The organism is Flavobacterium sp. Flavsp81 (assembly GCF_059491325.1).
This window is the reverse complement of sequence record NZ_CP168505.1, coordinates 901,625-924,905: the sequence shown is the minus strand read 5'-3', so window position 1 is coordinate 924,905 and position 23,281 is coordinate 901,625. Positions and strand designations below refer to the sequence as shown.

Sequence of the window (23,281 nt, the reverse complement as noted above, 5' to 3'; positions counted from 1 at the left end):
CTAAGGCTGTTTTTTCAGATATTTTGCGTCAAATTCTTCAGTTATTTGGACGATTTTTTGGCATAGTGTCGCCATTTCAGCAGTTTGTTTTTCCAATTTGTAGAGAAAAGCCGCCGCCTTTTTCTCGGAAAAATGACGGTACAATAGCTTGACAATCTGATTATAATTCACCCCTACGGAGCGGAACTGACTATGAAACGAAGTCAACCGCATATAAAAATCAACTGTTCCTTTGTCAATTTTAATCGATTTCATCTCCTTGCTGAACAGCAGCGAGGTGATAAATTTTGCTTTGTTGGGAATACTCGATGTTTCAAAAAGCGATAAAAGTTTGGCATTTTCCGTATCTGTCAGACGAAATACATGACGATGGATGCTTGGATCGCTTTTGCGCTTGCGTCCACCCTTGTGTTTTTTGTTGTTATTGTTCTCCTTCATTATTTATCCATTATTAAATTTTATAAAAACCTGACTTCGGAAGGTTTTTTCAGCCCCCGGCCAGGCAAGTTGTTTTGAGGCACTAACTCGTTTTAGAGTGCCTCAAAACACAACTTGCCGTGTTCTGGTGAACACAAAAATCCGCCCTTCGGGACGGATTAAATGTAACAAGGAAAACGGCTCGAAGCCGTTCCGTTATTCTCCGTTTATTCATAAGTCGTTGCATAAATCTTTTAATAAAAATTTATTTCACAAAGTAAATCCCTGTTTATAAAAGGATTGCAATATGAATAGGTACTAAACACTTCCTTTGAGCGACAAGCAATGCCACACCCATAGAGTGCAACAAAAATGATTAGTCCTTTGTGTTTGAATGTTGGCAGGAGGACAATCAGCCTGTACTTCACGATAAGTGTATTGGGCACATTCTAGATTGCATATCATCTGGCTTTCATGATTGCAAGAATGCAAGATCGTAACAATGCGAAAATGTTGGAAAGCGTGACGGCTGGCCGTGAGACTATCCTGAATGAAGGGATGAAGGGATGAAAGAACAGAAGTAAGATGGAATTCCCGCCTGACTAGATACAGGGGTGAATGCAGTGATGCTGTACTTAAAAAAAGCAGGCAATCATAAATGTCGGCCGGCAGCCCTGACAGCTACCCTGCTAAATAGTAAGCTTGAAATCAGTGTGGCCTCCAAAACTGTATTGCTAGGATATATAAACTTTAAATTATAAAATATGAACACAAAAAAGAAACCTTTGTTTATCGCCTTTTCTTCTCAAAAAGGCGGTGTTGGTAAAAGTACATTTACAACCCTTCTAGCAAGTGTGCTGCACTATCGTTTGGGCTACAACGTAGCCGTATTTGATGCAGATTTTCCACAGCATAGTCTTGTGAAAATGAAGACAAGGGATTTGGCAATGGTAATGGAAAACGAAGCTTTGAAAAAGCTGGCGTATAGACAGTTTACTACCATCAACAAAAAAGCCTATCCCATTATGCCATACAAAGCGGACAGCGTATTGGAAGCAGCTCAAGAGTTTGTGAATGATTCTCCCACGCCGGTTGATATTGTATTCTTTGACCTGCCGGGAACCGTTAACACGCCCGGTATCCTGAAAGCATTGGCGGGAATGCACCACATTTTTAGCCCGATCACGGCTGACCGTGTAGTAATGGAAAGTACACTAATCTTCACACAGCTTTTGCAGGATGTGATTATGAAAAAAGGGGAAACCTCCATAGAAACTATTAACCTGTTCTGGAACCAGGTTGACGGCAGGGAAAGCACGCCTTTGTATGAAGTTTATAACCAACTTATTGAACAATTAGGTTTAAGCCTTATGCAAAGCCAAATCAAGAACAGCACACGTTTTCGCAAAGAAAGTGAAGTGGACAGCAAAACCGTTTTCCGTTCCACCATATTGCCTCCGGATGAACGCTTGATGAAAGTGTGTCAATTAGACCTGTTCATACACGAATTTTTAAAAATTACAAAATTGTAGATTTATGGAAAAGGAAAATAAGAGAAAAACCCCGCCGGACATTAATGAAGAACTGATGATGGACCTGATGGTTGACGGCGTTAAAAAAGAGGGGATACAGTTTCCGCCTGAACCAATCAAAGAGACGCAAAAGATAGATGTAAAACAGGAAGAGTTACTGCCGATTAAACCTGCACAAAGGGAAAAGAACCGAACAAAGAAAGGTTTTGACGGAAGTTATGGCGGCCACTTTTTGAAAACCCACTCAATGACTAAGCGTGGAGATAAGAGTATTTACATCCGTCAGGAATATCACGAGCGTTTGTCCCGCATTGTACAGGTAATAGGGAAAGATCAGATACCGCTGTATGCCTATCTCGACAATATTCTTGAACATCATTTTGAAATATTTGAGAAAGCAATTACTGAAGATTTTAATGAGAAGTTTAGACCCATTTTTTAAAATATTATGATTATGAAAAATTTATTTAAGAAAACCAAGCTGCCTGCACAAATTGGGCAATACAAAGACATTTTTTTACAACCGGCAGAATTTATAGCTAGAAACGGCAAGTCGGTGTATATCAGTGAGGATTTTCACAGGATGATATCACGTATTGTTTTTATCCTCGGCGATGGAAAAATCACAATCTCAGATTACATGTACAACGTGCTAAAGCAGCATTTTCACGATTTTGGAGAGGATATAAAGACGCTGCATATTGAAAAACAAAAACCAATTCTTTGATTATGGAAACAGTTATTGTGATATGCCTGCTAATAGTCATAGTCCTGCTTCTGCAGGGCAAGATTGTCATTAAGAAAAGCTTAAAGCAACAGCAGACTAAACAGGAAAAAATTAATCCAAACCTGCCCGATATTATGGGTCAGCCCAAGCCTGTAAGAAGCCTTTCAGTCCCAAACAATGCCACTAAAAGCCAAATTGAGGAAACAGCGGTGAATCCCGATAATTTTGACATTGAATACGACGAAAATGAAAACGTAGGTGTTCAAATTCCGCAGGAAGAGCTGGACGAAGTTTTCAGTAATATGCCTGATTTTGAACAGGAAGAAGAAGAATGGAACAGGTACGGAATATCCAGCGCAGATGACGGTTTTGCCCAAGGGGTTACCTTCGAGGAACTAAGCTCCGTGGGGATGCTGCTTCAAAAAGATAAATTGGAGCCCTCTCAACAGGAAACAGCGATAGCTTTAGTTCAGAAAATGCAGGGAACCGAATTATTTAGCCTGCTGGAAAATTCCATAGAAAGTGCCTCCCGAAAAATAGCTGAGCTGTTGGACGGGAGCCTTTCTTCTGAAAAGGATTCCAGCTCTTCCTATCTGCGGAAAATTGATTTGAATGAATTTGATATTGGGGAGTATGTTTGAAGGGCAATACTCCCCTTTCTCATTTAACAAAAAACGTCAAACTTAAAATGTTTGACGTTTTTTATGCTCAAACATTAAGAATAACGCCACAGCTAGTCAACTAATTCCACAGACAGCCACTTTACGGCAGGAACTCGATTTTCATCACACTTTTGTTGCCAGAGCCCGCATAATGCGGAAGTACAGTAACAATTTAAAGTGTTTCATTATGAAAAAACAAACAAAAAAATTCCTGCCGGCAGTAATCATAATGCTGTCATCCTTAAAGTTATCGGCGCAGGGAAACGGAACAGCAGGCATCACGGAAGCCACCCAAATGGTAACCTCCTATTTTGATCCCGCTACACAACTTATCTACGCCATTGGAGCTGTGGTCGGCCTGATCGGAGGAGTTAAGGTATACAACAAATTCAGCAGTGGAGATCCAGATACCTCAAAAACAGCGGCGAGCTGGTTCGGTGCCTGTATCTTTCTTATTGTCGCGGCTACCATTCTTCGCTCCTTCTTCCTTTAGCACCGTCCTATGAATACTTACAACATCAACAAAGGGATAGGAAGAACTGTCGAGTTCAGGGGACTCAAGGCACAGTACCTGTTCATATTCGCAGGCGGACTGCTTGGAATACTAATCCTGGTCATGATTTTATATATGGCCGGGACGAGTTCTTATATCTGCCTTTTTCTCGGCGCAGGCGGCGCATCGATGATTGTCTGGCAGACCTTCTCGCTGAACAGAAAGTACGGGGAACACGGACTGATGAAAATCGGGGCAAAAAAAAAGCATCCCCGTTACATCATCTGCCGCAAGCCTGTACGACGCTATTTAAAGTCAACTCCTAAATCCAGTGCCTTATGAGAAATAAAGCCAAGGACACAACACTGGAAAGCAGATTTCCTCTGCTGGCAGTGGAAAATAACTGTATCCTTTCTAAGGATGCGGATATTACCGCCTGCTTTGAAGTCCGCCTACCTGAACTCTTTACGGTGGCATCGGCCGAATATGAAACTATTCATTCTGCCTGGCATAAGGCCGTTAAGACCCTTCCCGATTTTACGATCGTCCATAAACAGGACTGGTACATCAGGGAAAACTATGATCCTGATATGGATAAGAATGACCGGAGTTTTCTGGCCAGATCTTATCAGCGGCACTTTAATGAGCGTCCGTTCCTGAACCATTACTGTTATCTGTTTCTTACCAAGACCACCAAAGAACGCATGCGGATGCAGAGCAATTTCTCATCACTGTGCAAAGGTATACTGATACCAAAAGAAATCAGGGATAAAGAAACAGTTCACCGTTTTATGGAAGCCGTTGGGCAGTTTGAGCGCATTATAAACGACTGCGGATTTGTCAAAATCAGCCGTATGAGCGAAGAAGACATCATTGGTGAGCAAGGCAGACCGGGACTGTTGGAACAGTACCTAACCCTTTCAAAGGAATCAGGTACCTCGATGCAGGATATTGTGCTGGGCAGCGAAGAGGTACGCGTAGGAAATAATAGGCTGTGCCTTCATACGCTTTCAGACACCGACGACTTGCCCTCATCGGTATCTGCTGATACGCGATATGAAAAACTCTCCACAGACCGCAGCGACTGCCGTTTATCTTTTGCAGCTCCTGTGGGACTACTGCTGAACTGCAATCACATTTACAACCAGTATCTGTTTTTAGGCAACAGTGAGGAGAACCTGCAGAAGTTTGAAAAGTCCGCCCGAAACATGCACTCGCTGGCACGCTACAGTCGCGCCAACCAGATCAACAAAGAGTGGATTGAACTCTATCTGAATGAAGCGCATTCTTTTGGACTGTCGTCAATCCGAGCGCACTTCAATATCATGGCATGGTCGGACGACCTGTCCGAACTCAAACAGCTGAAGAACGACTGCGGGAGCGCACTGGCCCTTATGGAATGCAAGCCAAGGCACAATACTACTGATACGGCGGCGCTGTACTGGGCGGGTATGCCTGGCAATGCAGGAGATTTTCCAAGTGAGGAAAGTTTTTACACCTTCATTGAACCGGCATTGTGTTTCCTCACAGCAGAAACGAATTACCATGATTCCCCATCACCATTCGGCATCAAGATGGCAGACAGGCTGACGGGAAAACCTATCCATCTGGACATTTCAGACCTACCGATGAAACGCGGTATCATTACCAACCGCAACAAGTTCATACTGGGTCCCTCGGGTAGTGGTAAGTCTTTTTTCACCAACCATATGGTGAGGCAGTATTATGAACAGGGCGCCCATGTCCTGCTGGTAGATACCGGTAACTCCTATCAAGGATTATGCGGGCTGATCAATGGAAAAACCAAAGGCGAAGACGGGGTGTATTTTACTTATACCGAGGACAATCCCATTGCCTTTAACCCTTTCTATACCGATGACGGGGTTTTCGATATTGAAAAAAGGGAAAGTATTAAGACGCTCATACTGACATTATGGAAACGCGATGACGAGCCTCCCACCCGCTCCGAGGAAGTGGCACTGTCCAATGCCGTAAGCGGCTATATCGAAAAGATTAAGCGCGATGACGCCTTTCCCTCTTTCAATGGTTTTTACGAGTATGTTCAGGGAGATTACCGAAGCGTGCTGATAGAAAAACAGGTAAGGGAAAAAGACTTTGACATTGCCAATTTTCTTAATGTACTGGAGCCTTATTACAAAGGCGGCGAGTATGATTACCTGCTGAATTCCGACAAGCAGCTGGACCTGCTTTCCAAGCGTTTTATCGTCTTTGAGATTGATGCGATCAAGGAGCATAAAATCCTCTTTCCAATCGTAACGATCATCATTATGGAAGTTTTCATAAACAAGATGCGAAGGCTTAAAGGCATCCGAAAACTCATCCTGATTGAGGAGGCCTGGAAAGCTATTGCAAAGGAAGGTATGGCAAATTATATAAAGTATTTATTTAAGACTGTACGGAAGTTCTTTGGCGAGGCCATTGTGGTGACCCAAGAGGTAGATGACATTATCCAATCCCCTATTGTTAAGGAAAGCATCATCAATAATTCGGACTGCAAGATACTTCTCGATCAGCGCAAATACATGAACAAGTTTGATGAAATACAGGCCATGCTCGGACTGACAGACAAGGAAAAAGCGCAGGTGCTATCCATTAATATGAACAACGATGCATCACGTCTTTACAAAGAAGTATGGATCGGGCTTGGAGGGACAAACTCGGCTGTCTACGCCACAGAAGTGTCCGCTGAGGAATATCTCGCATACACGACAGAAGAAACAGAAAAAATGGCGGTAATGCAGCTTGCCGCTGAACATGGCGGTAATGTAGAGCTCGCCATCAAGCAGATCGCCAGTAGGCGCCGCGAACAGGAAAAAAATCAATAATCAATAATCAATAACAATTTAAAAATCGATAACAATGAAAAAAATACTATTTATGGTGTCTGCAGCAATTATGCTTGCCTCGGCGCCATCAGCAAAAGCCCAGTTTGTGGTTACCGATCCGGCCAATCTTGCCTCGGGGATTCTCAACAGCGCCAACGAGATCATACAGACTTCCTCAACTGTTAGCAATGTGGTCAAAAATTTCAAGGAAGTAGAAAAGGTATACAAGCAGGGCAAAGAATATTATGACAAACTGCAGGCGATTAACAATTTGGTAAAAGACGCCCGCAAGGTACAGCAGACCGTCCTTTTGGTGGGCGATGTATCGGAAATGTATGTGCAAAATTTCGGTAGGATGCTTAATGATCCTAACTTTTCGGCAAGGGAGCTCACCGCCATTGCCAAGGGATATTCGGCGCTGCTGGGAGAGAGTACCGAGCTTTTGAAAGAACTCAAACAGATTGTCACCTCCTCGAGCCTGTCACTCAGTGATAAGGAGCGAATGGACATTATCGACCGTGTATACAAAGAGGTAAAAGAATACCACAGCCTGGTGCGTTACTACACCAATAAGAATATATCGGTGAGTATCCTGCGAGCTAAAAAGCAGAACAGCACCAAAAGGGTTCTTGAGCTTTACGGCACCCCAAACCAAAAATACTGGTAATATGGAATTCAGTAATCTTCATGACGTCCTTCGCTCGCTGTATGATGAGATGCTGCCCCTGTCCGCCGATATGGCGGCGGTGGCCAAAGGACTGGCAGGACTCGGGGCGCTGTTTTTTGTGGCCTTGAAAGTCTGGCAGGCACTCAGCCGAGCTGAACCTATTGATGTCTACCCTCTTCTGCGCCCTTTTGCACTGGGTCTCTGCATCATGTTTTTTCCGACGATCGTGCTGGGCACAATCAATGCCGTATTAAGCCCGATAGTTCAGGGAACACATAGCATTCTGCAAGATCAGGTATTGGACCTGAACGATCTTCAGGCAAAAAAAGACCTGCTGGAGCATGAAGCGATGATCCGCAATCCCGAGACCGCCTATATGGTATCGGACGCGGAGTTCGACAAGAAATTGGACGAACTGGGCTGGTCGCCTTCGGACATCGGGACTATGGCCGGAATGTATATGGACAGGCAGACCTATCAGATAGAGAAAATAATAAAAGAGTGGTTTCGCAACCTGCTCGAAATACTATTTCAGGCTGCAGCGCTGGTGATCGACACCATACGCACTTTCTTTCTTATAGTGCTGTCCATCCTGGGGCCTATCGCATTTGCCATATCAGTCTGGGACGGATTCCAATCAACTCTTACGCAGTGGATTACACGGTATGTCAGCGTTTATCTCTGGCTTCCCGTAGCAGACCTGTTCAGCTCGATGCTGGCCAGGATCCAGTCCCTGATTATTGAAAGGGACATAGAAATGCTTGCCGATCCCACTTTCATTCCCGACACCTCAAACACCGTATACATCATTTTTATGATCATCGGCATTGTAGGCTATTTTACCATTCCAACAGTGACAGGCTGGATTATCCAGGCAGGCGGCGCAGGAAATTTTTCACGCAACATCCACCAGACTGCCATGAAGTCCGGAAATATAGCAGGCGCCGGCGCAGGTTCGGCCGCAGGCAACATTGCCGGAAGGCTGGTCAATAAATAATCAATAAACATTCAATAAAATGGAATTTAAAACACTCAGAAATATAGAAAACAGTTTTCAGCAAATAAGGCTGTATGCCATCGTATTTGCCGTGCTCTGTGCATTAGTGACCGGATACGCGCTTTGGAGATCGTATGGTTTTGCCGAGCAGCAGCGCCAGAAAATTTATGTGCTAGACAATGGCAAATCGCTCATGCTTGCACTCGCTCAAGACGCCTCGATCAACCGACCTGTGGAAGCCCGTGAGCACGTAAGGCGTTTTCACGAGCTGTTCTTTACCCTGGCGCCCGACAAAAATGCTATTGAAAGCAATATGAAAAGGGCATTTAGCCTTGCCGATAAAAGTGCCTTTAACTATTACAAGGACCTTTTGGAAAAGGGTTATTACAACCGGATTATATCAGGCAATGTACAGCAGCGTATCGAAATGGACAGCGTGGTCTGCAATTTTGAGACATATCCTTATGTGGTACGGAGTTATGCAAGGCAAATTATCATACGCTCGAGTAATGTAACCAGACGCAGTCTGGTTACATCCTGCCTTCTGGTAAACTCGGTGCGCTCGGACAATAATCCGCAGGGCTTCAATATTGAAAAGTTCGCGGTGCTTGAAAACAGGGATATAGAAGTCATCGAACGCTAAAAAAAATCTTATGGAAGCATTATTAGATTTAGACACATTTGCGAGAATCCTGACTAAAAAAGGATTTAACGGCTATTTCCATACGCAGGGTGCGCATGCTGGAAAGTTGAAAGACAGCATCAGCGAATACCTTGAAGACTGCAACAATGGAAAAGACAGTTTGCCTAAAGAAGACTTGCTGCTGACAGGCTACCTGCAATGGTCAGGAGAAGACAAGCCAAGTATACGATGCATTATGCTGGTAAAATACCTGAACGGTAAATTTTCTCTCAACAGAATGGAGGTGGCAAGGAAAGATCAATTTGGACAGCTGCTGAAAAAAGCGGAACTGACAAACCTGTCTGTTATATCTGCGCCCAGCGCGTCGCAGGCAGTCGCCTTGGTCAATGATGAACAGTACCAAAAAATATATAAATGTCCTAAGCGGTTTAAGCTTTGAGAACAAAAATAGCAAGGTTATGAATAAATTAAGAACAAATATAAACCAATGGCTGGAAGGGCTTGACATAAACTGGGAAGCAATGCCGATAAAAAGGCAACATCAGGTGATACTATCCTTTTTTGCAGCGTACGTGCTGCTGACCGCAGTTGTTATTTTCAACGTATGCCGTGATACGGCATACGCGAGAAACAATATGGCTGTAGAACATATCGAAAGCCCTGCCTCGGCAGGAAAAGAAAGTCCGGCGTTTCTACAGGACTCCCTCAAGCCAATTAAAAAAAAAGGATTATGAAAGAAAATAAAAAAAAGGTCAGCCTTCTCTCAGAAGAGGCTCGCCAAGACGCTTCCTCGTTTCTGCCTGATGAAAAAAAGACAACTGTCGAGCGTATTAAAAAACCGCTGATTTTCACACTGATGGGAATTGTATGTATCTGCTGTATGTATTTGATCTTTAAGCCGTCGAAGGATAAAAAGCAGATCGAAAGCATCGGTCTGAACGACAGCGTGCCACAAGCAAGCGGATCTGTACTGCAGGCAGACAAGCAAAAAGCGTATGAGCAGGAAATGCTCGAAGACAAAGAAGAGCAAAAAAAGAACGCTTTAACCACACTGTCCGATTACTGGAATGAGGGCAACGCTGATCAGAAACAATCACTGCCCGATGACGCGGAAGGAACTAACAATCCGGCGCTGAACACTTACCGCACTTCACAAAGCACGCTGGGTTCTTTCTATCAGCAGGATAACGGAGAAACCAAGGAACTGCGTAGGCAGCTCGAGGAACTGAAACAGGAACTCGCTCAAAAGGAAATTCCCAAAGCTGCAACGGTTGATGACCAGCTGGCACTTATGGAAAAATCCTATCAGATGGCCGCTAAATACCTTCCCTCAGGCTCCGGTTCTGTCGAGCCTGCAGGCAAAAACACTACAGTAGCAAAGGCGGAATCAGAAGAGAAGAATTTTTCGGCGCTGGTTCCTTCAAAAAAAAGCACGGTATCCTCGCTGTATCGCCAGCCTTCCGACAGCACTTTTCTTGCAGAATGGAACACGGGCAGAGGGTTTAATTCTGCAGGTTCAATGCAAGAGAACCTGCAGCCAAAAAATAGCGTCAAGGCCTGCGTGCACCAAACACAAACTATTATTGGCGAGGCAGGTGTTTCCCTTCGTCTTGTAGAACCTGCAAGGATTTCAGGTCGTATCATAGCAACGGGCACAATAGTGACGGCAAATGCGAAGATACAGGCAGGCCGTCTGCAGTTGAAAGTCACTTCCATCGAACTGGAGGGCTCCATTATTCCGGTAGACATTACCATTTATGACCTTGACGGCCAGCAGGGAGTGGCAGTTCCTTATTCTGTCGAAAGAAGTGCCCTAACTGAAATGGCGGGCAACATGAGCCAACAGTCCGGCACGAGCCTTATGATGACACAGTCTGCAGGACAGCAGGTGGCCGCTGACCTAAGCCGCGGGGTGGTTCAGGGCATCTCGGGCTATTTCGCCAAAAAAGTGAGGACGCCTAAGGTGACCTTAAAAGCAGCACATCAGGTGTATCTGGTTTCCAAAAAATAACAGCAATCTAAAATCAATTAATTATGAAAAATCAATTTAAACTATTTTGGGCAACAGCCCTATTAATAACATATTCATTAGCCGCATCTGCGCAGGAAAACGAAGCCACTAGCCTTGATTTAGGAACGATACCGCCGTACCATATGCAGGTTACTTATGACAAAACTTCCCATCTTATTTTCCCGTCCGCTATCCGATACGTGGATCTTGGAAGTGAATACCTGACTGCCTCAAAGGCCAAGGATGCTGAAAACGTCCTTCGCGTCAAGGCATCGGTCAAGACTTTTGAAGAGGAAACCAACTTTTCGGTGATTACCGATGACGGCCGTTTTTACAATTTTAACGTGCAGTACAGCGCCAATCCGCCTACCCTCAGCTATGATCTTATGGCGATGCAGAAGAACTTCGACAAAGTCAGTGCAAGCGATGTTCTTTTTGAGGAGCTTGGAAAAACACCACCCTCACTGGCAGGACTGATCCTGGAAACTATTTACAAAAACAACAAGCGAATCGTAAAGCACATTTCATCGGAGAGTTTCGGCATTCAGTTCAGCTTAAAGGGCGTCTATATCCACAACGGCAAGTATTATTTCCATACGCAGCTTGAAAACCAAACCAATGTACCTTTCAGCATTGATTTTATGAGTTTCAAGGTGGTAGATAAAAAAACAGCCAGACGAACTGCCTCGCAGCAAAGGCCGATTGTGCCGCTCCGCATTTACAAAACCCTTGATGAGATTCCCGGAAAAGCCACAGACCAGAATGTGTTTCTCTTTGACCAATTTACAATAGCGGATGACAAACTGCTGCTAATTGAGATTTTTGAGAAAAACGGAGGGAGACACCAGACACTAAAGATTAAAAATTCAGATCTGGTAAAAGCCAAGTTGATAAACAGTATGCACCTTAAATTTTAATAACTATTAAAAAATTAGAAATTAAAAAGTATTACAGCCCGAAGCATTGCTTTGGGCTGTTTTGTTTCCTGAGCTTAAGCCTTTCCTGCAAATACATTGCATAACTCAATTAACGTTAGTATCTTAGCATTGAAACAAAAGAACCAAAACGTATTTGACAATAAGGATCTAACTTGTACTGTTATGCAAAATGTTATCGACCGCACCAACAGCTTTTATCTCGAAATGTCCAGAAAAGTACTTTCTGAAAAGGAATACGATGTACTTGAGAAACTCTTGATAGAAAAGATGTCCCTGAGCGATGTGGCGAAAAATTATGGAATTACATCCGAATACGTAAACGAGCTTTACGAGATAACATATAACAAAGTAAAAGCGGTGACCGAACTGTTTTTAGAAATTGACCACTACATAGCAAAACTGCAGGAGTTAAAACACTAATTGAATCCAAGTCCCGCTCAAATCAGAAAAGAAAAAGCAGAAAAAGACCGGCAGAAACTGCTTTACAACAGCGAATTTCCTTTCAGCAGAAGACTGCAAGGTGTACTTGAAACTTTAGAGATCAGAACTATTGGAGACCTTGCCGATATACCACTGAAGGATTTTCAACATTTCAGGGGATTTAAGATGAAGTGCAAGGCAGAGTTTATTGCCTTTATAGAATTTGAAAACATAGCCTATCTTTTCAAAGGCTTTTCCCGTTGGAAAACAGAGCCTATTGTACAATTAAAATAAAAGCCACTATAACAAGGCGGTCTTCTTTTGCTTCTTTTCTTTGGCCGCCCTCGGAAAGAAAAGAAGCCTGTCCAAAGATAGCAAAAGGGATGATAAACATCCCTTAAAAAACACCGCAGCGGGTTTGCTAAAATAGCGGGCACTGCATTTTGGCAAAGGCGCTCCACCGATTAAACGCAAAAAGACGCTCCGCCCGAGAGGAAGGAGTGTCTTTTTGCCGCCCGATTTCGGGCTTATATTGGAATGGGCTGTGCCCGGAAGTCTTTTAAATTCAGAAAAAATCCCCTGTTTGCGGTCATGCCCTCACGGAACAGATTCCATAAAAGCGAGCATCCCATCTGCGCCAAAGCGGAATTAATAAACAAATCCTGTTTCTCTAGTGCCTCGGCAAGTGAACAGCTCGGCGTGTCGTCCTTCGTTTCAGATTCCTGTAAAAGCTCCCCAAATTCCTCTGTCACAAAAGGCAGGCTCTCGAACGTTTCAAACTTTTCGGACTTGGGCTGTTTGATTTCCCCAATAGTGGACAGGATGACCTGTCCCGTATACTGGCTGTTGCCAAAATCCATCCAGTATTTCGGGTCGTCCCTGTGATGCCTTTGGTTGCTGTTTTTTAAAATATCGGCTATGTCAAAACGGGACTTTACACTGTCCGTGCAGGTTATATAAATTGTAGCCTTTGCATTACTCGGCAGTTTTCCAAAGCTGTCCCTTTCAAATTTTATGGTTTCCGCTTTCCAGTTTGTGCCCGTAAAACGGTTGGCACGGTTGATAAGTGCCACGGATTTATTAAGTCCGACCTCACTGGGCGCAAAACGCTGTCTGCCAAGGTTGGCATTTGTGATAATATCATCATCCCATAAGCGAACGATCAGCCCTGCATGCCCGAGCGATGTGAGGCTGTGGTTCATTTCCATAAGGGCGGTCAGCACTTTTGAGCCTGTACCGCCTGCCCCTATCAGGTTAACGGTAATGGGATTGGTGGGGCTAATCAGATACGGGTCTGTAAAATGCATTTTGGTTTTGCCTGTTTTCATAACAATAGGGTTTTAAGTGTTTTAGTATTGCTTTTTAAAACTTCCTTTGGAAAAGTTCTGCCTGTTGCGACAAGGTCTTTCCATAGGCTTACGCAATTGCCCTTTACAGTGCTTTCTCCCATAAGGTGGCTGAAATAGCTGTTAAAGAAATAATCCTCCCACGCCTTTGTAAACTCTTCCACGCAAGAAGATTCCTTAATACTAATATTGACCGAGCCCATACATACCCTGCCGTCCTCATAGATATTGAAAAATGGCGCAAAGTACAGCGGTGTTTTTTCCGTGGGTCTGCTGTTACTTGAAAGCGCAAATACCCGCAGGCTGTTTTTGCTCGCCTGCCAGACCATGGGAGGCACAAACCCCTGACCGCTCGGAATCCCTAAACCCTCTATAAAATAAAGCGGTCTTTTTTGGGCTTTGGTGTACCATATCACAGCCCCTTTGTCCCTGCTCGGATTGATATGCAGAATGTTTGTTGGCAGAATCCCGCCCGATTTCAAAAAGGCGGTCTGCTTCTGCTTTTCGGTCATAAGGGCTTTTGCGAGCGCCCCTGCTTCCCGTTCCGTAAGTGGGTGCGCATTAATTGGAGTGCCGTTTTTATCCATTTCAAAATGCTCTACATACATATGTTTATCTAAACCTTTACTTTCATAAAAAACAAGGGCGGATTTTGGGTGGTAAAGCGTCCCGAAATCCTCTATTCTATCAATTGTATTATTCATTTTCGTGGTATTTATAGTTATACAGTAAAGCGCACATATCATCCAAAAGGGCAAACAATCGGTTTTCAAAATCAAGGCTGTTCTCTGTAAGTTCCCTTCCGTCAAAGTATTTTATAATCGTCGGTTCATCCATTGTCCCGTACTCGTTAAACTCATTGTTGATGCTCTCCTCAATGCTTTCGTAAAGCCATCCTTTGGTATCGGAGATAAAGGAAATGTACTTTTCCATCCCGATGCTCTCGTTTTCCGTTTCTTCGTCTTCATCCCTGTCATTCATTGGTGCATTTCGAAAAATGCTTTCATGGGGATAGTCGCTATATAATGCAAAAGCTTTTTTTGCAATTTCAGAACACTGCTTATCCAAGACATCAAAGCTTTTAAAACCTTTTAAACGCGCTTCGAACACTTCTAAATTTATGCGGTTGAAAATCTTTTTTTCGATACAGTCCCCGATAAGTTCTGCCTTGTCAAACTCCCGAATATACCTCTCGTTTTCTTCCCTGTCCTCGTCCTGTTCTGTCCATTCCCTGTGCATTTCATAGAGCCAGTACAGATAACTGCCCTGCTGTCTGTAATACGGTACATCTGCAATATGATACAGATACGAGCATACCGACAAAAGCAGATGCGCATTTTTCCTGCGCTCGTGGTCTTTGAGCATTTGATAAATCGGTTCTATAGGGATATAATACAGCGTTGTGCCCGTGCTGTATTTTTCCTCGCTGAGCAAATACGTTCTGTGGCTGTCCTGCAATAACCTCAGTTCGGAAAAGTTTCCCACAGTTTTTTTGAGTTTCTCTTCCAAATCCCATACAGCCAATGCCATATTATAGGGATATTCAAAATGACGGGTCGGCAACGGCACAATATGGTAATGCTCTGCAAGACTGGCAAGGGAGGCATAAAAATCACTTTCCATTTTGGAAATATCCTGACAAGCCTGTAAAGTTTTATTCTCTTGCAGTCTGGGCAGAAATGAAACCTTTAGAAAACCATCGGTAGCATCCCCGCAGGAACTGACCTTGGTTTGTCTTTCTGCACCTCGTCTGCGTCCTTGGGTCTCTGCATCCAAACCATAAACCCTGCGAGCTGTGCGTGAAGCTGTTTTTGTCTTTTTTGCTCGGGCAGTTGCACTATTCCCGATATGATTGTCTGTTGCATAATTCATGGCTTTAAATTTTTGATTAACCTTTTGTTCCCATTATCGTTTCAAATCGGTACTCGACCGCATCGTCCCTGATGGCAGGGGCTGATATTTTGGCGGTGGTCAGTATCGGATAGGTCGGGGCATAAAAATTAAGTACCGCTTCGGTGCTCCATCTCGGTTCGGGGTCGGAAAGCCTGATTTCCTGCCCTTTGTCTTTGAGTATAAAAACCCGCTGTAATTGTGTCGCTAATAACATGATTTGTATTTTAGATTAGTATCGTTCCTCTTGGTTCTCGTCTTCCCAGTTTTCCATGTCCTCTGCCTCCGTTTCTTCCTCGTCCGTTTTATGCTCCTGTGCATCACTGCTATCATTAGCATACTCGGGAAAAAGCGCCTCACTTGGCGGTTCGGTCTTTGCAGGTTCTGTTGTACTGCCGAACAAATCGGGCGCAAATTGGGCTGATAATTCGGATTTTCGTCTGCGTATTTCTTCCGCCTTTAGGGGAAACTCATGTATTTCGGGCACTTTTATCCATGCCTCACGAAATTTCCCTTCTTTTTCCTGTTCATCCGCTTTCGCCATGGCATCACTGAATTTTTTGTCTTTGGCTTCCTGCTCTTTTTTCTGCTTGTCGTCTTTTTCCTTTTCCATAACCGACTGTTTTTTAGTATCTTCAAGCTGTTTCATATAGCCTTCCATGTCCACCATAAGACCCGAGGCAGACTCAATGGGCGTTGTGATATTCTCAAAAAAACCGCTGTCGAGTTCTTCGGCTGTTCCCCTTAGGTTTAGTGGCGGTATGCTGTGTTTGGCGCTGTCCCCGCACCCTTCGTTTTGAAGCATAACCAGTACGATAAGCCTGTCCTCTGCCCCTTTGGCAATGGTAATGTGCAAATCGCCTATGATCTGCAACTGCGCTATCTGATTGAAAAAATTAGTTGTCGTTTCCATAATTTAATTTTAATTTTTTAATGATTGACTCTATGACGCTCTGCTCATCATGCCCTAACCTGTAGAGGCGTTCGATGTAGCTTTTCATATTTTCCTGATATTCCTTTTCTCCCTCTTCCCCTTTTAAGATAAGCAGATGGGTGTTCCATTCCCCTACTGCTTCCCTTATGATGGCTACAAGCTTTTGGGCGTACTTTTTTTCGGCTGTCTGGCTTTTTTTTGAAAGCCCCACTTCTATATACTTGTCCAAAATATGCCAATACATACGTGCTTCCTTGCCTGTACTGCGGTGTTTGCTGACAAATTCATTATAGAGATACAGTATAAACTCAAAATTGTTGCTGTTCTTCCTTGCCATAATCCCTGCCTTTTATGTTATTCAATTGTACAGATGTCCAGCACTGCTATCGCAACACTAAAACCTGATTTTAAAGGCTGTCACGGTTTGCAACAGCCTTTGGTTTATCTGCCTGCCTAATTCAGGTTAAGGATTTCTGCGCCATCTGCCTGAAAAGCAGTACACAGTTCAAAAGCCTTTTGGGCTTTTCCCTGGGCTGTGCCTCCCATTACAATGGATTGAAGTTTCGCTTCGCTGTCCTTGTATTTACGCACATTCTGATAGTAGCCCGTAACTCCATTGTAAGCCCCGAAAAGCGTACCTTTGGTAGTTTCCATCTGCTGAGATTCGCTTGCCATGGCATAGGCAAAAGCATCCTCTACGGTATTTTTAAAGATGGCGGACACTTCATCTTCTGCCCCTTTTTTAATTAAAGAAAGTGTTTCGGTATTTGGACATAAAGCCAACTGAATAAGCTTTTTAACTTCCTTGTCTGTTACTTTTACTTTAGACCATTCATTAAAGATGCCCTCTAATTGACTGCTGAGTTTATCTGCAAGTCCCATTACTTTATGGGCATCATCCAAACGCTGTTTAGCGCCTGATGTATGTCGGATGCGCACCACGTTGCTCATCGAGCGAAGCGAAGCGTTAAGGGTATTTTGGCATACGATGCGGATGGGCGTAAAAGCCGCCGTGATGCTTCCGCTTCCGTCGTGCGAGGTGGTCAGGAAAATATATTTTTCGGTAACATCATCCCCTTTGCCCACACGGATATAATCAGGGAGTTTTGCCGTGATAAAAATGCGCTCTCCCTGCCCGAGTGCCCCTGCTGTTTCGTACAGTATACCGTCGCCCCCGCCCACAATGGCATCAAAGAAACTGAACGCCTCACGGTTCTGCACGATTTGGTAGTCTTTCCCAACAACGCCCAAAACGGCATTGCTGTCGGTGCGGATAGTGGCAAAGCAGTCAGGTACTGCCAGTTCGGTACTGCCCACTTCAATACCGCCCGCAGTTTGGATAATGCCCGATGCTTTTGTGTATAGAGGGCTTTTAGCCACCTCATAGTCAAGCCCCGCATGTCTGATGGCTTCTGAGCTTGTCGGGTACTGCTCCACGATCTGCCCGAGCCCGTGCCATGCTTTTTCTTTTACACTGAAAAAAGAATACTTTCCTGTTTGACTGTTGTAATTGATATTATGTGCCATGATATTTGATTTTAAAAGTTTGAAAAATAAAATTGTTTAGAACCCTTTACTACCTGCTCAAAACGGCATGTCGTCCTCAGGCTCTTTTAATGTAGCTTTTTTGTTTTCTCCCTGCTCTGCAGTCTGCCCCGTTTTCATTGCCTGCGCACCTTCGGATTTCTTCCCGCCCCCGTGCAGTTTGATGTTCGAAGTATTGAAATTCAGCCCTGCGCGAGGCTCCCCGTCATTGCCTTTCCACGCCCTTGCGCTTACCATGCCTGTAAGTTCCACCACCGTGCCTTTGGTCAGCCACTCGGCAACCCTCGGGCTTACCCAGTAGGCGCAATCAAAAAATGTGGTCTGCTCCACCTTGTCGCCTTTTCTGTTTTTGTAGCTCTCATTGATGGCTACTGAAAAATTTACTACCTGTCTGCTGTCTGACAATGTGTTTACTTTCGCATCTTTTGTCACTCTTCCTGTAATGTTCATGATTTCTAGTTTTAAAATTTTTACTTTCTTTTTTCGCCCCGCTTTTTCACTTTTCTTTTTTTTTTTGAAATTTTATTCGGCAATGAGAGCAGGTGCTGTTTTGTTTCATCATTGCTTTTTTCAATATTTCAATTCTCATTTCTGACATTTTTTTTTATTCGTCTAAAGAGCCGCAGTATGCTATGTTTTGTTTCATGAGCATAAAAAGGTGAGTGTCCAGCAAAAGCAAGGCTCTGGCAAAAAATACAACCCGAATGGGTGGAGATTTTTTGGCAGGACCTGAAAGGCCCGGCCTTGCTTTTGCTCAAGGACACGGACTACCTTTGCTCCTGAAATAAAACAAAAGCATACAGGGTCTTGGATAAAAAGTAAAAGGGAAGCAATAAAAATGGTATTGGTAAAAAAGAAATTTGATTATAAATATTAGAACTGTAGTCCACTAAAGGATTAATTTGACAGGCAGCATTTTTCTACGGCTCACAATAACAAAGATTAAAACAATAAAAAACAGGTGTTTATACGTGAAACCAATATTATTTTCATTTGTACATTTACTCCTGACTTACAGCAGTTTAAAAATCACACACAAACAAATTATAGACCCTAACCTTTAGCGTATGAAAACTATTATATGTTTTTTCTGCTGCTTTGTTTTACAAAGTTTGCTTGCCCAGACTCCAAAGACCTATATGCTTACCGTAGGAATGCAGCATATTGATGCTAAAGCTTATTACACCAATTATAATAAGTCATTTGATAACGCTGCCACAAGCGGAGTTCCCAATGACATTGCTAAAATGAAAAAGATTGCCCAACGGAATAGCCATATCCTTACAAAGCTTTACAATAGTAATGCTACCGCTGCTGAGATAAAGAAAAATATAGAAAAGATCGGCAAGATAGTTACAGAAGGTGATACTTTTATTTTCTATTTTTCAGGTCATGGGGATGTTCTAACCGACAAAAATGGTGATGAAATAACTGGCTTTGATCAGGCTCTTGTGGCATACGACGATTTTTTAATAGATGACGACATATATAACCTTCTTAACCAATACTTCAAAAAGACAAACAACGTGATGATTGTTGATGCCTGCCATTCCTCCACAAGTTATAAGCACAATCTTTTTTTTCTGGATTTTAAAATTGGTAAGAATAACGCTTTAAAACACAAGAATGAGGAGAAGGCAGTCAATGCGGAGACTGTTCAAGAGAAATCAATCGAAATGGCCGGTAAATGTGAATTTGGAAGGGATGAGGATATAACTGAAGCCTTTAATCTTATTTACATCGGAGCAACTGAGGATGAAAAAACTGCGCAAGGCAACATAAACGGTGGCCTTCTCACCATCTGTCTTGACAACGTTATCACTTCAGCCTTATCCACAGGAGCATGGAAAAATTATACATATCCCCAAATGGCCTGTGAGGTAGCCAAACGAATGGCGCAGCAGAAACAGAATCTTCAATATCATGAGATAGGAATATCAGTTGACAAATACGCAGAAAAAACACCATTTAAAACTTTTTAGATATGAAACTAAAATTACTAGCACTACTCTTTCTTGTAGCTTTAGCCCCTGCTATAGCCCAGGAATACCAGCACGCCTCGGCATCGAAGAAAATCAACGGAGACCAGGCATATATCCTTCCTAAGGCGGCATTAAACATTGAAGTTTCAATAGATAAGGCTACCTTAATACCGGGATCAATAAAAACAGTTTACACAGAAGATCAGCTTGCTATATTAAAAAGAAAATATGGAGTAGACTCAGAAAAGTATACCAATTCAAGATCCAAAAACCCTTATGTCACCTATAGCGTTGCCGAAGATTCCATTAAAATTAATCTAAAGTCAATGCCAGATTACAGCAAGATCTATTATGTAAATCCCAAAGCAAAATGGAACAAAAATCAGGTAGTTTCTTTCACCTATGGTGCAGACGGTATTTTAAATGAAGGGGAATCAAGTGTTGAGAACAAAACCTTTGACATTGTAGTTAAGGGACTTTCAGGATTGAGTGCAATTGTCGGAGCAGCGCTTAAACAAGCAGGAACTCAATCCACTGATTATACAATTCCAACAAATATTAAAGAACTCGACGATGCCCTTGTAAAATTCAATACACTTGAAAACCAAATCAATTACGATATTTACAAAGACCTTAAGAAGCGTTATGAAAAAGAATATTCTGCAATTTTTGCTGACCTTTTTTATAAAGAAAAAAAAGGGACTACTACGGTTAAATTTATTTACGTGCCCTCATCCTCGACCCCGGCCAATACTTCCATACCGCTTTTCAAATTGGACAATACTAAGGGAGAACTTGTCTTTAATAATGCACTACAGAACCAGATTATTACTAGTGAGGCCATTTTTGACAGTAATATTGGTTCATCATATAGTCTTTATTATGACAAGCTTTCTGAACAACAATCTGACTACAATACACCAAGATCAGATTCTAATACAGGCTTTGCATATAACATACCTCTCTCAGTATATCTCAAGCTGACAAATCCAAAAGCTAAGATTCTCTATTATGAACCTGCCAAAATTCCACAGTTGGGTATTGTTGGATTTACCAACACAAGAAAGGAGAAAGTTATCTTCCAGCTAGATCCTCTAACGGGTGAGCTCAAGAAGTTATCTATAGAAGGTAAGGCTATCTCTACAGATCAAGTCGGCAGTGTTAGTCCTTTAGTAACAGATTTTGTAGCGACAGCCAAAGGAGATAGCGATGCTACGAAGCTTGAAAAAGAGGTCAAAGAGCTTGAGATGGAGATAAAGAAAAGAAATTTACTCAAAGAACTTGATATACAATAATACATTTCTGCTTCATGCTTTAAAAATGATATAAAAAAGCGTCAATAAGTTGAAGGGCAATGCAGCCTAATATACATAAAATCCCTAAATCGATTTAACAATGAATTTAGAATCAATTAAACTCAAAAATTTCAGAGGTTATGCTGATGAAATTACAATACCTATTTCAAACTTGACAGCTTTCATTGGTAAAAATGATGCTGGAAAATCTACTATTCTCGAAGCTCTTGAGATCTTCTTTAATAATAAAATTGTGGTTTGTGAAAGAGAAGATTTGAGCAAAAATGCTGTTGGGAATAATATAGAAATTACCTGCATATTTAATGATTTTCCAGCTGAAATAATTATCGACGCAGCAGCACCAACAACATTGGCAGCAGAACACCTACTAAATGTTGAAGGAAAATTAGAAATAAAAAAAGTTTTTCCAGCTACAGCTGCTAAACCTAAAGAAAAAATCTACATAGTTTGTAATCATCCTTCTGCTGAAAATGCTAACGATTTGTTGGAATTAAAAAAAGCAGAATTGAAGGCTCGAGCAAATACTTTAGGAATAGTTGCCGCTACTTACAATGGGAATATTAACTCTTCAATACGAGAAGCGATTTGGCAACATATTGGAGTTTTAAATTTAGCATCAACAGAATTACTAATAGATAAAGAAGATTCTAAAAAAGTATATACTGCAATAGAAAATTACTTACCAATATATGCACTATTTCAATCCGATCGACAAAGTAATGACGATGACAAAGAAGTAACCGATCCAATGAAAATTGCTGTGCAACAAGCACTTCAAGAATTAGAAGCAGAATTGACGTACATAAAAGAGCAAGTTCGTAATAAAGCAATTGAAACTGCTAACCGAACTTTAGTAAAATTAAAAGAAATGGCGCCTGATTTAGCCGACGAATTAATTCCTGAATTTAAAACAGATCCAAAGTTTGATACACAATTTAAACTTACGATTAAAGCAGAAGACGATATACCAATTAACAAACGTGGAAGTGGTGTCAGAAGATTGATATTGTTAAACTTTTTTAGAGCTGAAGCTGAAAAAAGAAGACTAGGAAATGTTGGAGACAGAATAATATATGCATTTGAAGAACCTGAAACATCACAGCATCCTAATCATCAAAAAATGCTAATAAAAGCATTTATAGAATTATCGAATTCACCAAACACTCAAATTATTCTTACTACTCATACTCCAAGCTTAGCAGGGCTTTTACCATTACCAAGTTTAAGATTTATAAATAAAGAAGGTATGGTAAGAACTATAGAATCAGGAACTGATGAAGTTTTTCAAAAAATTGCTGATACATTGGGTCTTTTGCCTGATCCAATTTCTAAATCTGCAAAAGCAATATTATTAGTAGAAGGAAAATCCGATGTGAGCTTTGTAAATCATACTTCACAAACATTAAAAGATGCAGGACACTTGACGCATACGTTTTCAGAAAAAGAAATCGCAATAGTTCCAATTGGTGGCTGCGGAAATTTAAAGCATTGGAGAACTTTACAGTTAGCGGAACAGTTTAATATTCCTTGGTGTATTCTTTTAGATTCTGACAAAGGAACAGTGGAAGAAGTAATAAATACCACTGCAGTAAATGATCTAAAAGCCATAGGCATAAAAGCTTATGTTACTCGAAAACGAGAACCAGAAAATTATTTACACTTATCAACTCTAGCGTTACCTGCTGGTAGTACATTCAGCTTTAATGAGACAGATGATGCTAAACATTTAATTAGTGTTCAAAAATCGAAGAAAAAAGATCACGTGCTTGATACATATTGGCCCAATATGACTGCTGATTTAATCAGAGAAGTTGAAACTTACAACGATAATGGAACTGAAAGATATGAGTTTACGGAAATGTTCACAGATTATATTAGTATTTGTTAAATTCATTGGCCACAAAAACTGTTTTCG

Annotated in this window: 28 protein-coding genes; 19 read left to right on the top strand and 9 right to left on the bottom strand. The window is 42.1% G+C overall.

Annotation, left to right across the window (positions count from 1 at the left end; genetic code table 11):
- Complete coding sequence (mobA, locus tag ACEN92_RS04010; protein WP_495641086.1) at nucleotides 1–438, bottom strand: conjugal transfer protein MobA; 438 nt, start codon at nucleotides 436–438, stop codon at nucleotides 1–3.
- A 743-nt stretch (nucleotides 439–1,181) separates the two neighbouring features.
- Between mobA and ACEN92_RS04005 the strand changes: the two genes are divergently transcribed.
- From ACEN92_RS04005 to ACEN92_RS03930, 16 genes are all read left to right on the top strand, one after another.
- On the top strand, nucleotides 1,182–1,949 hold the full coding sequence (locus ACEN92_RS04005) for a ParA family protein (protein ID WP_495641085.1): 768 nt from the start codon (nucleotides 1,182–1,184) through the stop codon (nucleotides 1,947–1,949).
- Between the two features lie 4 nt (nucleotides 1,950–1,953).
- Nucleotides 1,954–2,391 carry a DUF3408 domain-containing protein gene (locus ACEN92_RS04000; protein WP_495641084.1) on the top strand — a complete coding sequence of 146 codons (438 nt, stop codon included), beginning with the start codon at nucleotides 1,954–1,956 and terminating at the stop codon, nucleotides 2,389–2,391.
- A 12-nt stretch (nucleotides 2,392–2,403) separates the two neighbouring features.
- Nucleotides 2,404–2,676, top strand: coding sequence for a DUF3408 domain-containing protein (locus tag ACEN92_RS03995; protein ID WP_495641083.1), 273 nt, complete (start codon nucleotides 2,404–2,406; stop codon nucleotides 2,674–2,676).
- Between the two features lie 17 nt (nucleotides 2,677–2,693).
- The gene (locus ACEN92_RS03990; RefSeq protein WP_495641082.1) at nucleotides 2,694–3,317 is read left to right on the top strand and encodes a conjugal transfer protein TraD; all 624 of its coding nucleotides are present in this window, start codon (nucleotides 2,694–2,696) and stop codon (nucleotides 3,315–3,317) included.
- A gap of 208 nt (nucleotides 3,318–3,525) precedes the next feature.
- Nucleotides 3,526–3,831: a DUF4134 domain-containing protein gene (locus ACEN92_RS03985; RefSeq protein WP_495641081.1), complete on the top strand. Its 306-nt coding sequence runs from the start codon at nucleotides 3,526–3,528 to the stop codon at nucleotides 3,829–3,831.
- A gap of 9 nt (nucleotides 3,832–3,840) precedes the next feature.
- The gene (locus tag ACEN92_RS03980; protein WP_495641080.1) at nucleotides 3,841–4,173 is read left to right on the top strand and encodes a DUF4133 domain-containing protein; all 333 of its coding nucleotides are present in this window, start codon (nucleotides 3,841–3,843) and stop codon (nucleotides 4,171–4,173) included.
- Nucleotides 4,170–6,677 carry a TraG family conjugative transposon ATPase gene (locus ACEN92_RS03975; RefSeq protein ID WP_495641079.1) on the top strand — a complete coding sequence of 836 codons (2,508 nt, stop codon included), beginning with the start codon at nucleotides 4,170–4,172 and terminating at the stop codon, nucleotides 6,675–6,677. The genes ACEN92_RS03980 and ACEN92_RS03975 overlap by 4 nt, the downstream gene beginning before the upstream one ends.
- Nucleotides 6,678–6,711: 34 nt before the next feature.
- A complete protein-coding gene (locus ACEN92_RS03970; RefSeq protein WP_035680836.1) occupies nucleotides 6,712–7,344 on the top strand; it encodes a DUF4141 domain-containing protein in 633 nt (210 codons plus the stop codon).
- 1 nt (nucleotide 7,345) lies between these two features.
- On the top strand, nucleotides 7,346–8,341 hold the full coding sequence (gene traJ / locus ACEN92_RS03965; RefSeq protein ID WP_495641078.1) for a conjugative transposon protein TraJ: 996 nt from the start codon (nucleotides 7,346–7,348) through the stop codon (nucleotides 8,339–8,341).
- 19 nt (nucleotides 8,342–8,360) lie between these two features.
- A complete protein-coding gene (traK, locus tag ACEN92_RS03960; RefSeq protein WP_495641077.1) occupies nucleotides 8,361–8,984 on the top strand; it encodes a conjugative transposon protein TraK in 624 nt (207 codons plus the stop codon).
- A gap of 10 nt (nucleotides 8,985–8,994) precedes the next feature.
- A complete protein-coding gene (locus ACEN92_RS03955) occupies nucleotides 8,995–9,423 on the top strand; it encodes a hypothetical protein (protein WP_495641076.1) in 429 nt (142 codons plus the stop codon).
- 19 nt (nucleotides 9,424–9,442) lie between these two features.
- On the top strand, nucleotides 9,443–9,718 hold the full coding sequence (locus ACEN92_RS03950; protein ID WP_495641075.1) for a nitrogen regulatory IIA protein: 276 nt from the start codon (nucleotides 9,443–9,445) through the stop codon (nucleotides 9,716–9,718).
- Complete coding sequence (gene traM, locus ACEN92_RS03945) at nucleotides 9,715–10,995, top strand: conjugative transposon protein TraM (RefSeq protein ID WP_495641074.1); 1,281 nt, start codon at nucleotides 9,715–9,717, stop codon at nucleotides 10,993–10,995. Before ACEN92_RS03950 ends, traM begins: the two co-directional genes overlap by 4 nt.
- Before the next feature lie 23 nt (nucleotides 10,996–11,018).
- The gene (gene traN / locus ACEN92_RS03940; RefSeq protein WP_495641073.1) at nucleotides 11,019–11,912 is read left to right on the top strand and encodes a conjugative transposon protein TraN; all 894 of its coding nucleotides are present in this window, start codon (nucleotides 11,019–11,021) and stop codon (nucleotides 11,910–11,912) included.
- A 183-nt stretch (nucleotides 11,913–12,095) separates the two neighbouring features.
- Nucleotides 12,096–12,353, top strand: a complete 258-nt coding sequence (locus tag ACEN92_RS03935) for a hypothetical protein (protein ID WP_495641072.1) — start codon at nucleotides 12,096–12,098, stop codon at nucleotides 12,351–12,353.
- Nucleotides 12,354–12,647, top strand: coding sequence for a hypothetical protein (locus ACEN92_RS03930; RefSeq protein WP_495641071.1), 294 nt, complete (start codon nucleotides 12,354–12,356; stop codon nucleotides 12,645–12,647). It abuts the gene before it with no gap.
- Between the two features lie 233 nt (nucleotides 12,648–12,880).
- Here the strand turns inward: ACEN92_RS03930 and ACEN92_RS03925 are convergent, their stop codons facing one another.
- The 8 genes from ACEN92_RS03925 to ACEN92_RS03890 all read right to left on the bottom strand — a co-directional run bounded on the left by ACEN92_RS03925 (nucleotide 12,881) and on the right by ACEN92_RS03890 (nucleotide 18,518).
- Nucleotides 12,881–13,681, bottom strand: coding sequence for a PRTRC system ThiF family protein (locus ACEN92_RS03925; RefSeq protein WP_495641070.1), 801 nt, complete (start codon nucleotides 13,679–13,681; stop codon nucleotides 12,881–12,883).
- A complete protein-coding gene (locus ACEN92_RS03920; RefSeq protein ID WP_495641069.1) occupies nucleotides 13,678–14,403 on the bottom strand; it encodes a PRTRC system protein B in 726 nt (241 codons plus the stop codon). The genes ACEN92_RS03925 and ACEN92_RS03920 overlap by 4 nt, the downstream gene beginning before the upstream one ends.
- Nucleotides 14,396–15,571 carry a hypothetical protein gene (locus tag ACEN92_RS03915; RefSeq protein ID WP_495641068.1) on the bottom strand — a complete coding sequence of 392 codons (1,176 nt, stop codon included), beginning with the start codon at nucleotides 15,569–15,571 and terminating at the stop codon, nucleotides 14,396–14,398. The genes ACEN92_RS03920 and ACEN92_RS03915 overlap by 8 nt, the downstream gene beginning before the upstream one ends.
- A 16-nt stretch (nucleotides 15,572–15,587) precedes the next feature.
- Complete coding sequence (locus tag ACEN92_RS03910; protein ID WP_495641067.1) at nucleotides 15,588–15,806, bottom strand: PRTRC system protein C; 219 nt, start codon at nucleotides 15,804–15,806, stop codon at nucleotides 15,588–15,590.
- 15 nt (nucleotides 15,807–15,821) lie between these two features.
- Entirely contained in the window at nucleotides 15,822–16,502 is a 681-nt protein-coding gene (locus ACEN92_RS03905; RefSeq protein ID WP_495641066.1) for a PRTRC system protein E, read from the bottom strand.
- On the bottom strand, nucleotides 16,486–16,860 hold the full coding sequence (locus ACEN92_RS03900; protein WP_495641065.1) for a hypothetical protein: 375 nt from the start codon (nucleotides 16,858–16,860) through the stop codon (nucleotides 16,486–16,488). The genes ACEN92_RS03905 and ACEN92_RS03900 overlap by 17 nt, the downstream gene beginning before the upstream one ends.
- Before the next feature lie 116 nt (nucleotides 16,861–16,976).
- Complete coding sequence (locus ACEN92_RS03895) at nucleotides 16,977–18,050, bottom strand: DUF932 domain-containing protein (protein WP_495641064.1); 1,074 nt, start codon at nucleotides 18,048–18,050, stop codon at nucleotides 16,977–16,979.
- A gap of 57 nt (nucleotides 18,051–18,107) precedes the next feature.
- Nucleotides 18,108–18,518, bottom strand: a complete 411-nt coding sequence (locus ACEN92_RS03890) for a single-stranded DNA-binding protein (RefSeq protein WP_495641063.1) — start codon at nucleotides 18,516–18,518, stop codon at nucleotides 18,108–18,110.
- 617 nt (nucleotides 18,519–19,135) lie between these two features.
- Between ACEN92_RS03890 and ACEN92_RS03885 the strand changes: the two genes are divergently transcribed.
- The 3 genes from ACEN92_RS03885 (at nucleotide 19,136) to ACEN92_RS03875 (ending at nucleotide 23,254) form a co-directional block, all read left to right on the top strand.
- On the top strand, nucleotides 19,136–20,050 hold the full coding sequence (locus ACEN92_RS03885; RefSeq protein ID WP_495641062.1) for a caspase family protein: 915 nt from the start codon (nucleotides 19,136–19,138) through the stop codon (nucleotides 20,048–20,050).
- A gap of 2 nt (nucleotides 20,051–20,052) precedes the next feature.
- A complete protein-coding gene (locus tag ACEN92_RS03880) occupies nucleotides 20,053–21,345 on the top strand; it encodes a hypothetical protein (protein WP_495641061.1) in 1,293 nt (430 codons plus the stop codon).
- Between the two features lie 100 nt (nucleotides 21,346–21,445).
- Nucleotides 21,446–23,254: an AAA family ATPase gene (locus ACEN92_RS03875; RefSeq protein ID WP_495641060.1), complete on the top strand. Its 1,809-nt coding sequence runs from the start codon at nucleotides 21,446–21,448 to the stop codon at nucleotides 23,252–23,254.
- Nucleotides 23,255–23,281: the final 27 nt, after the last annotated feature.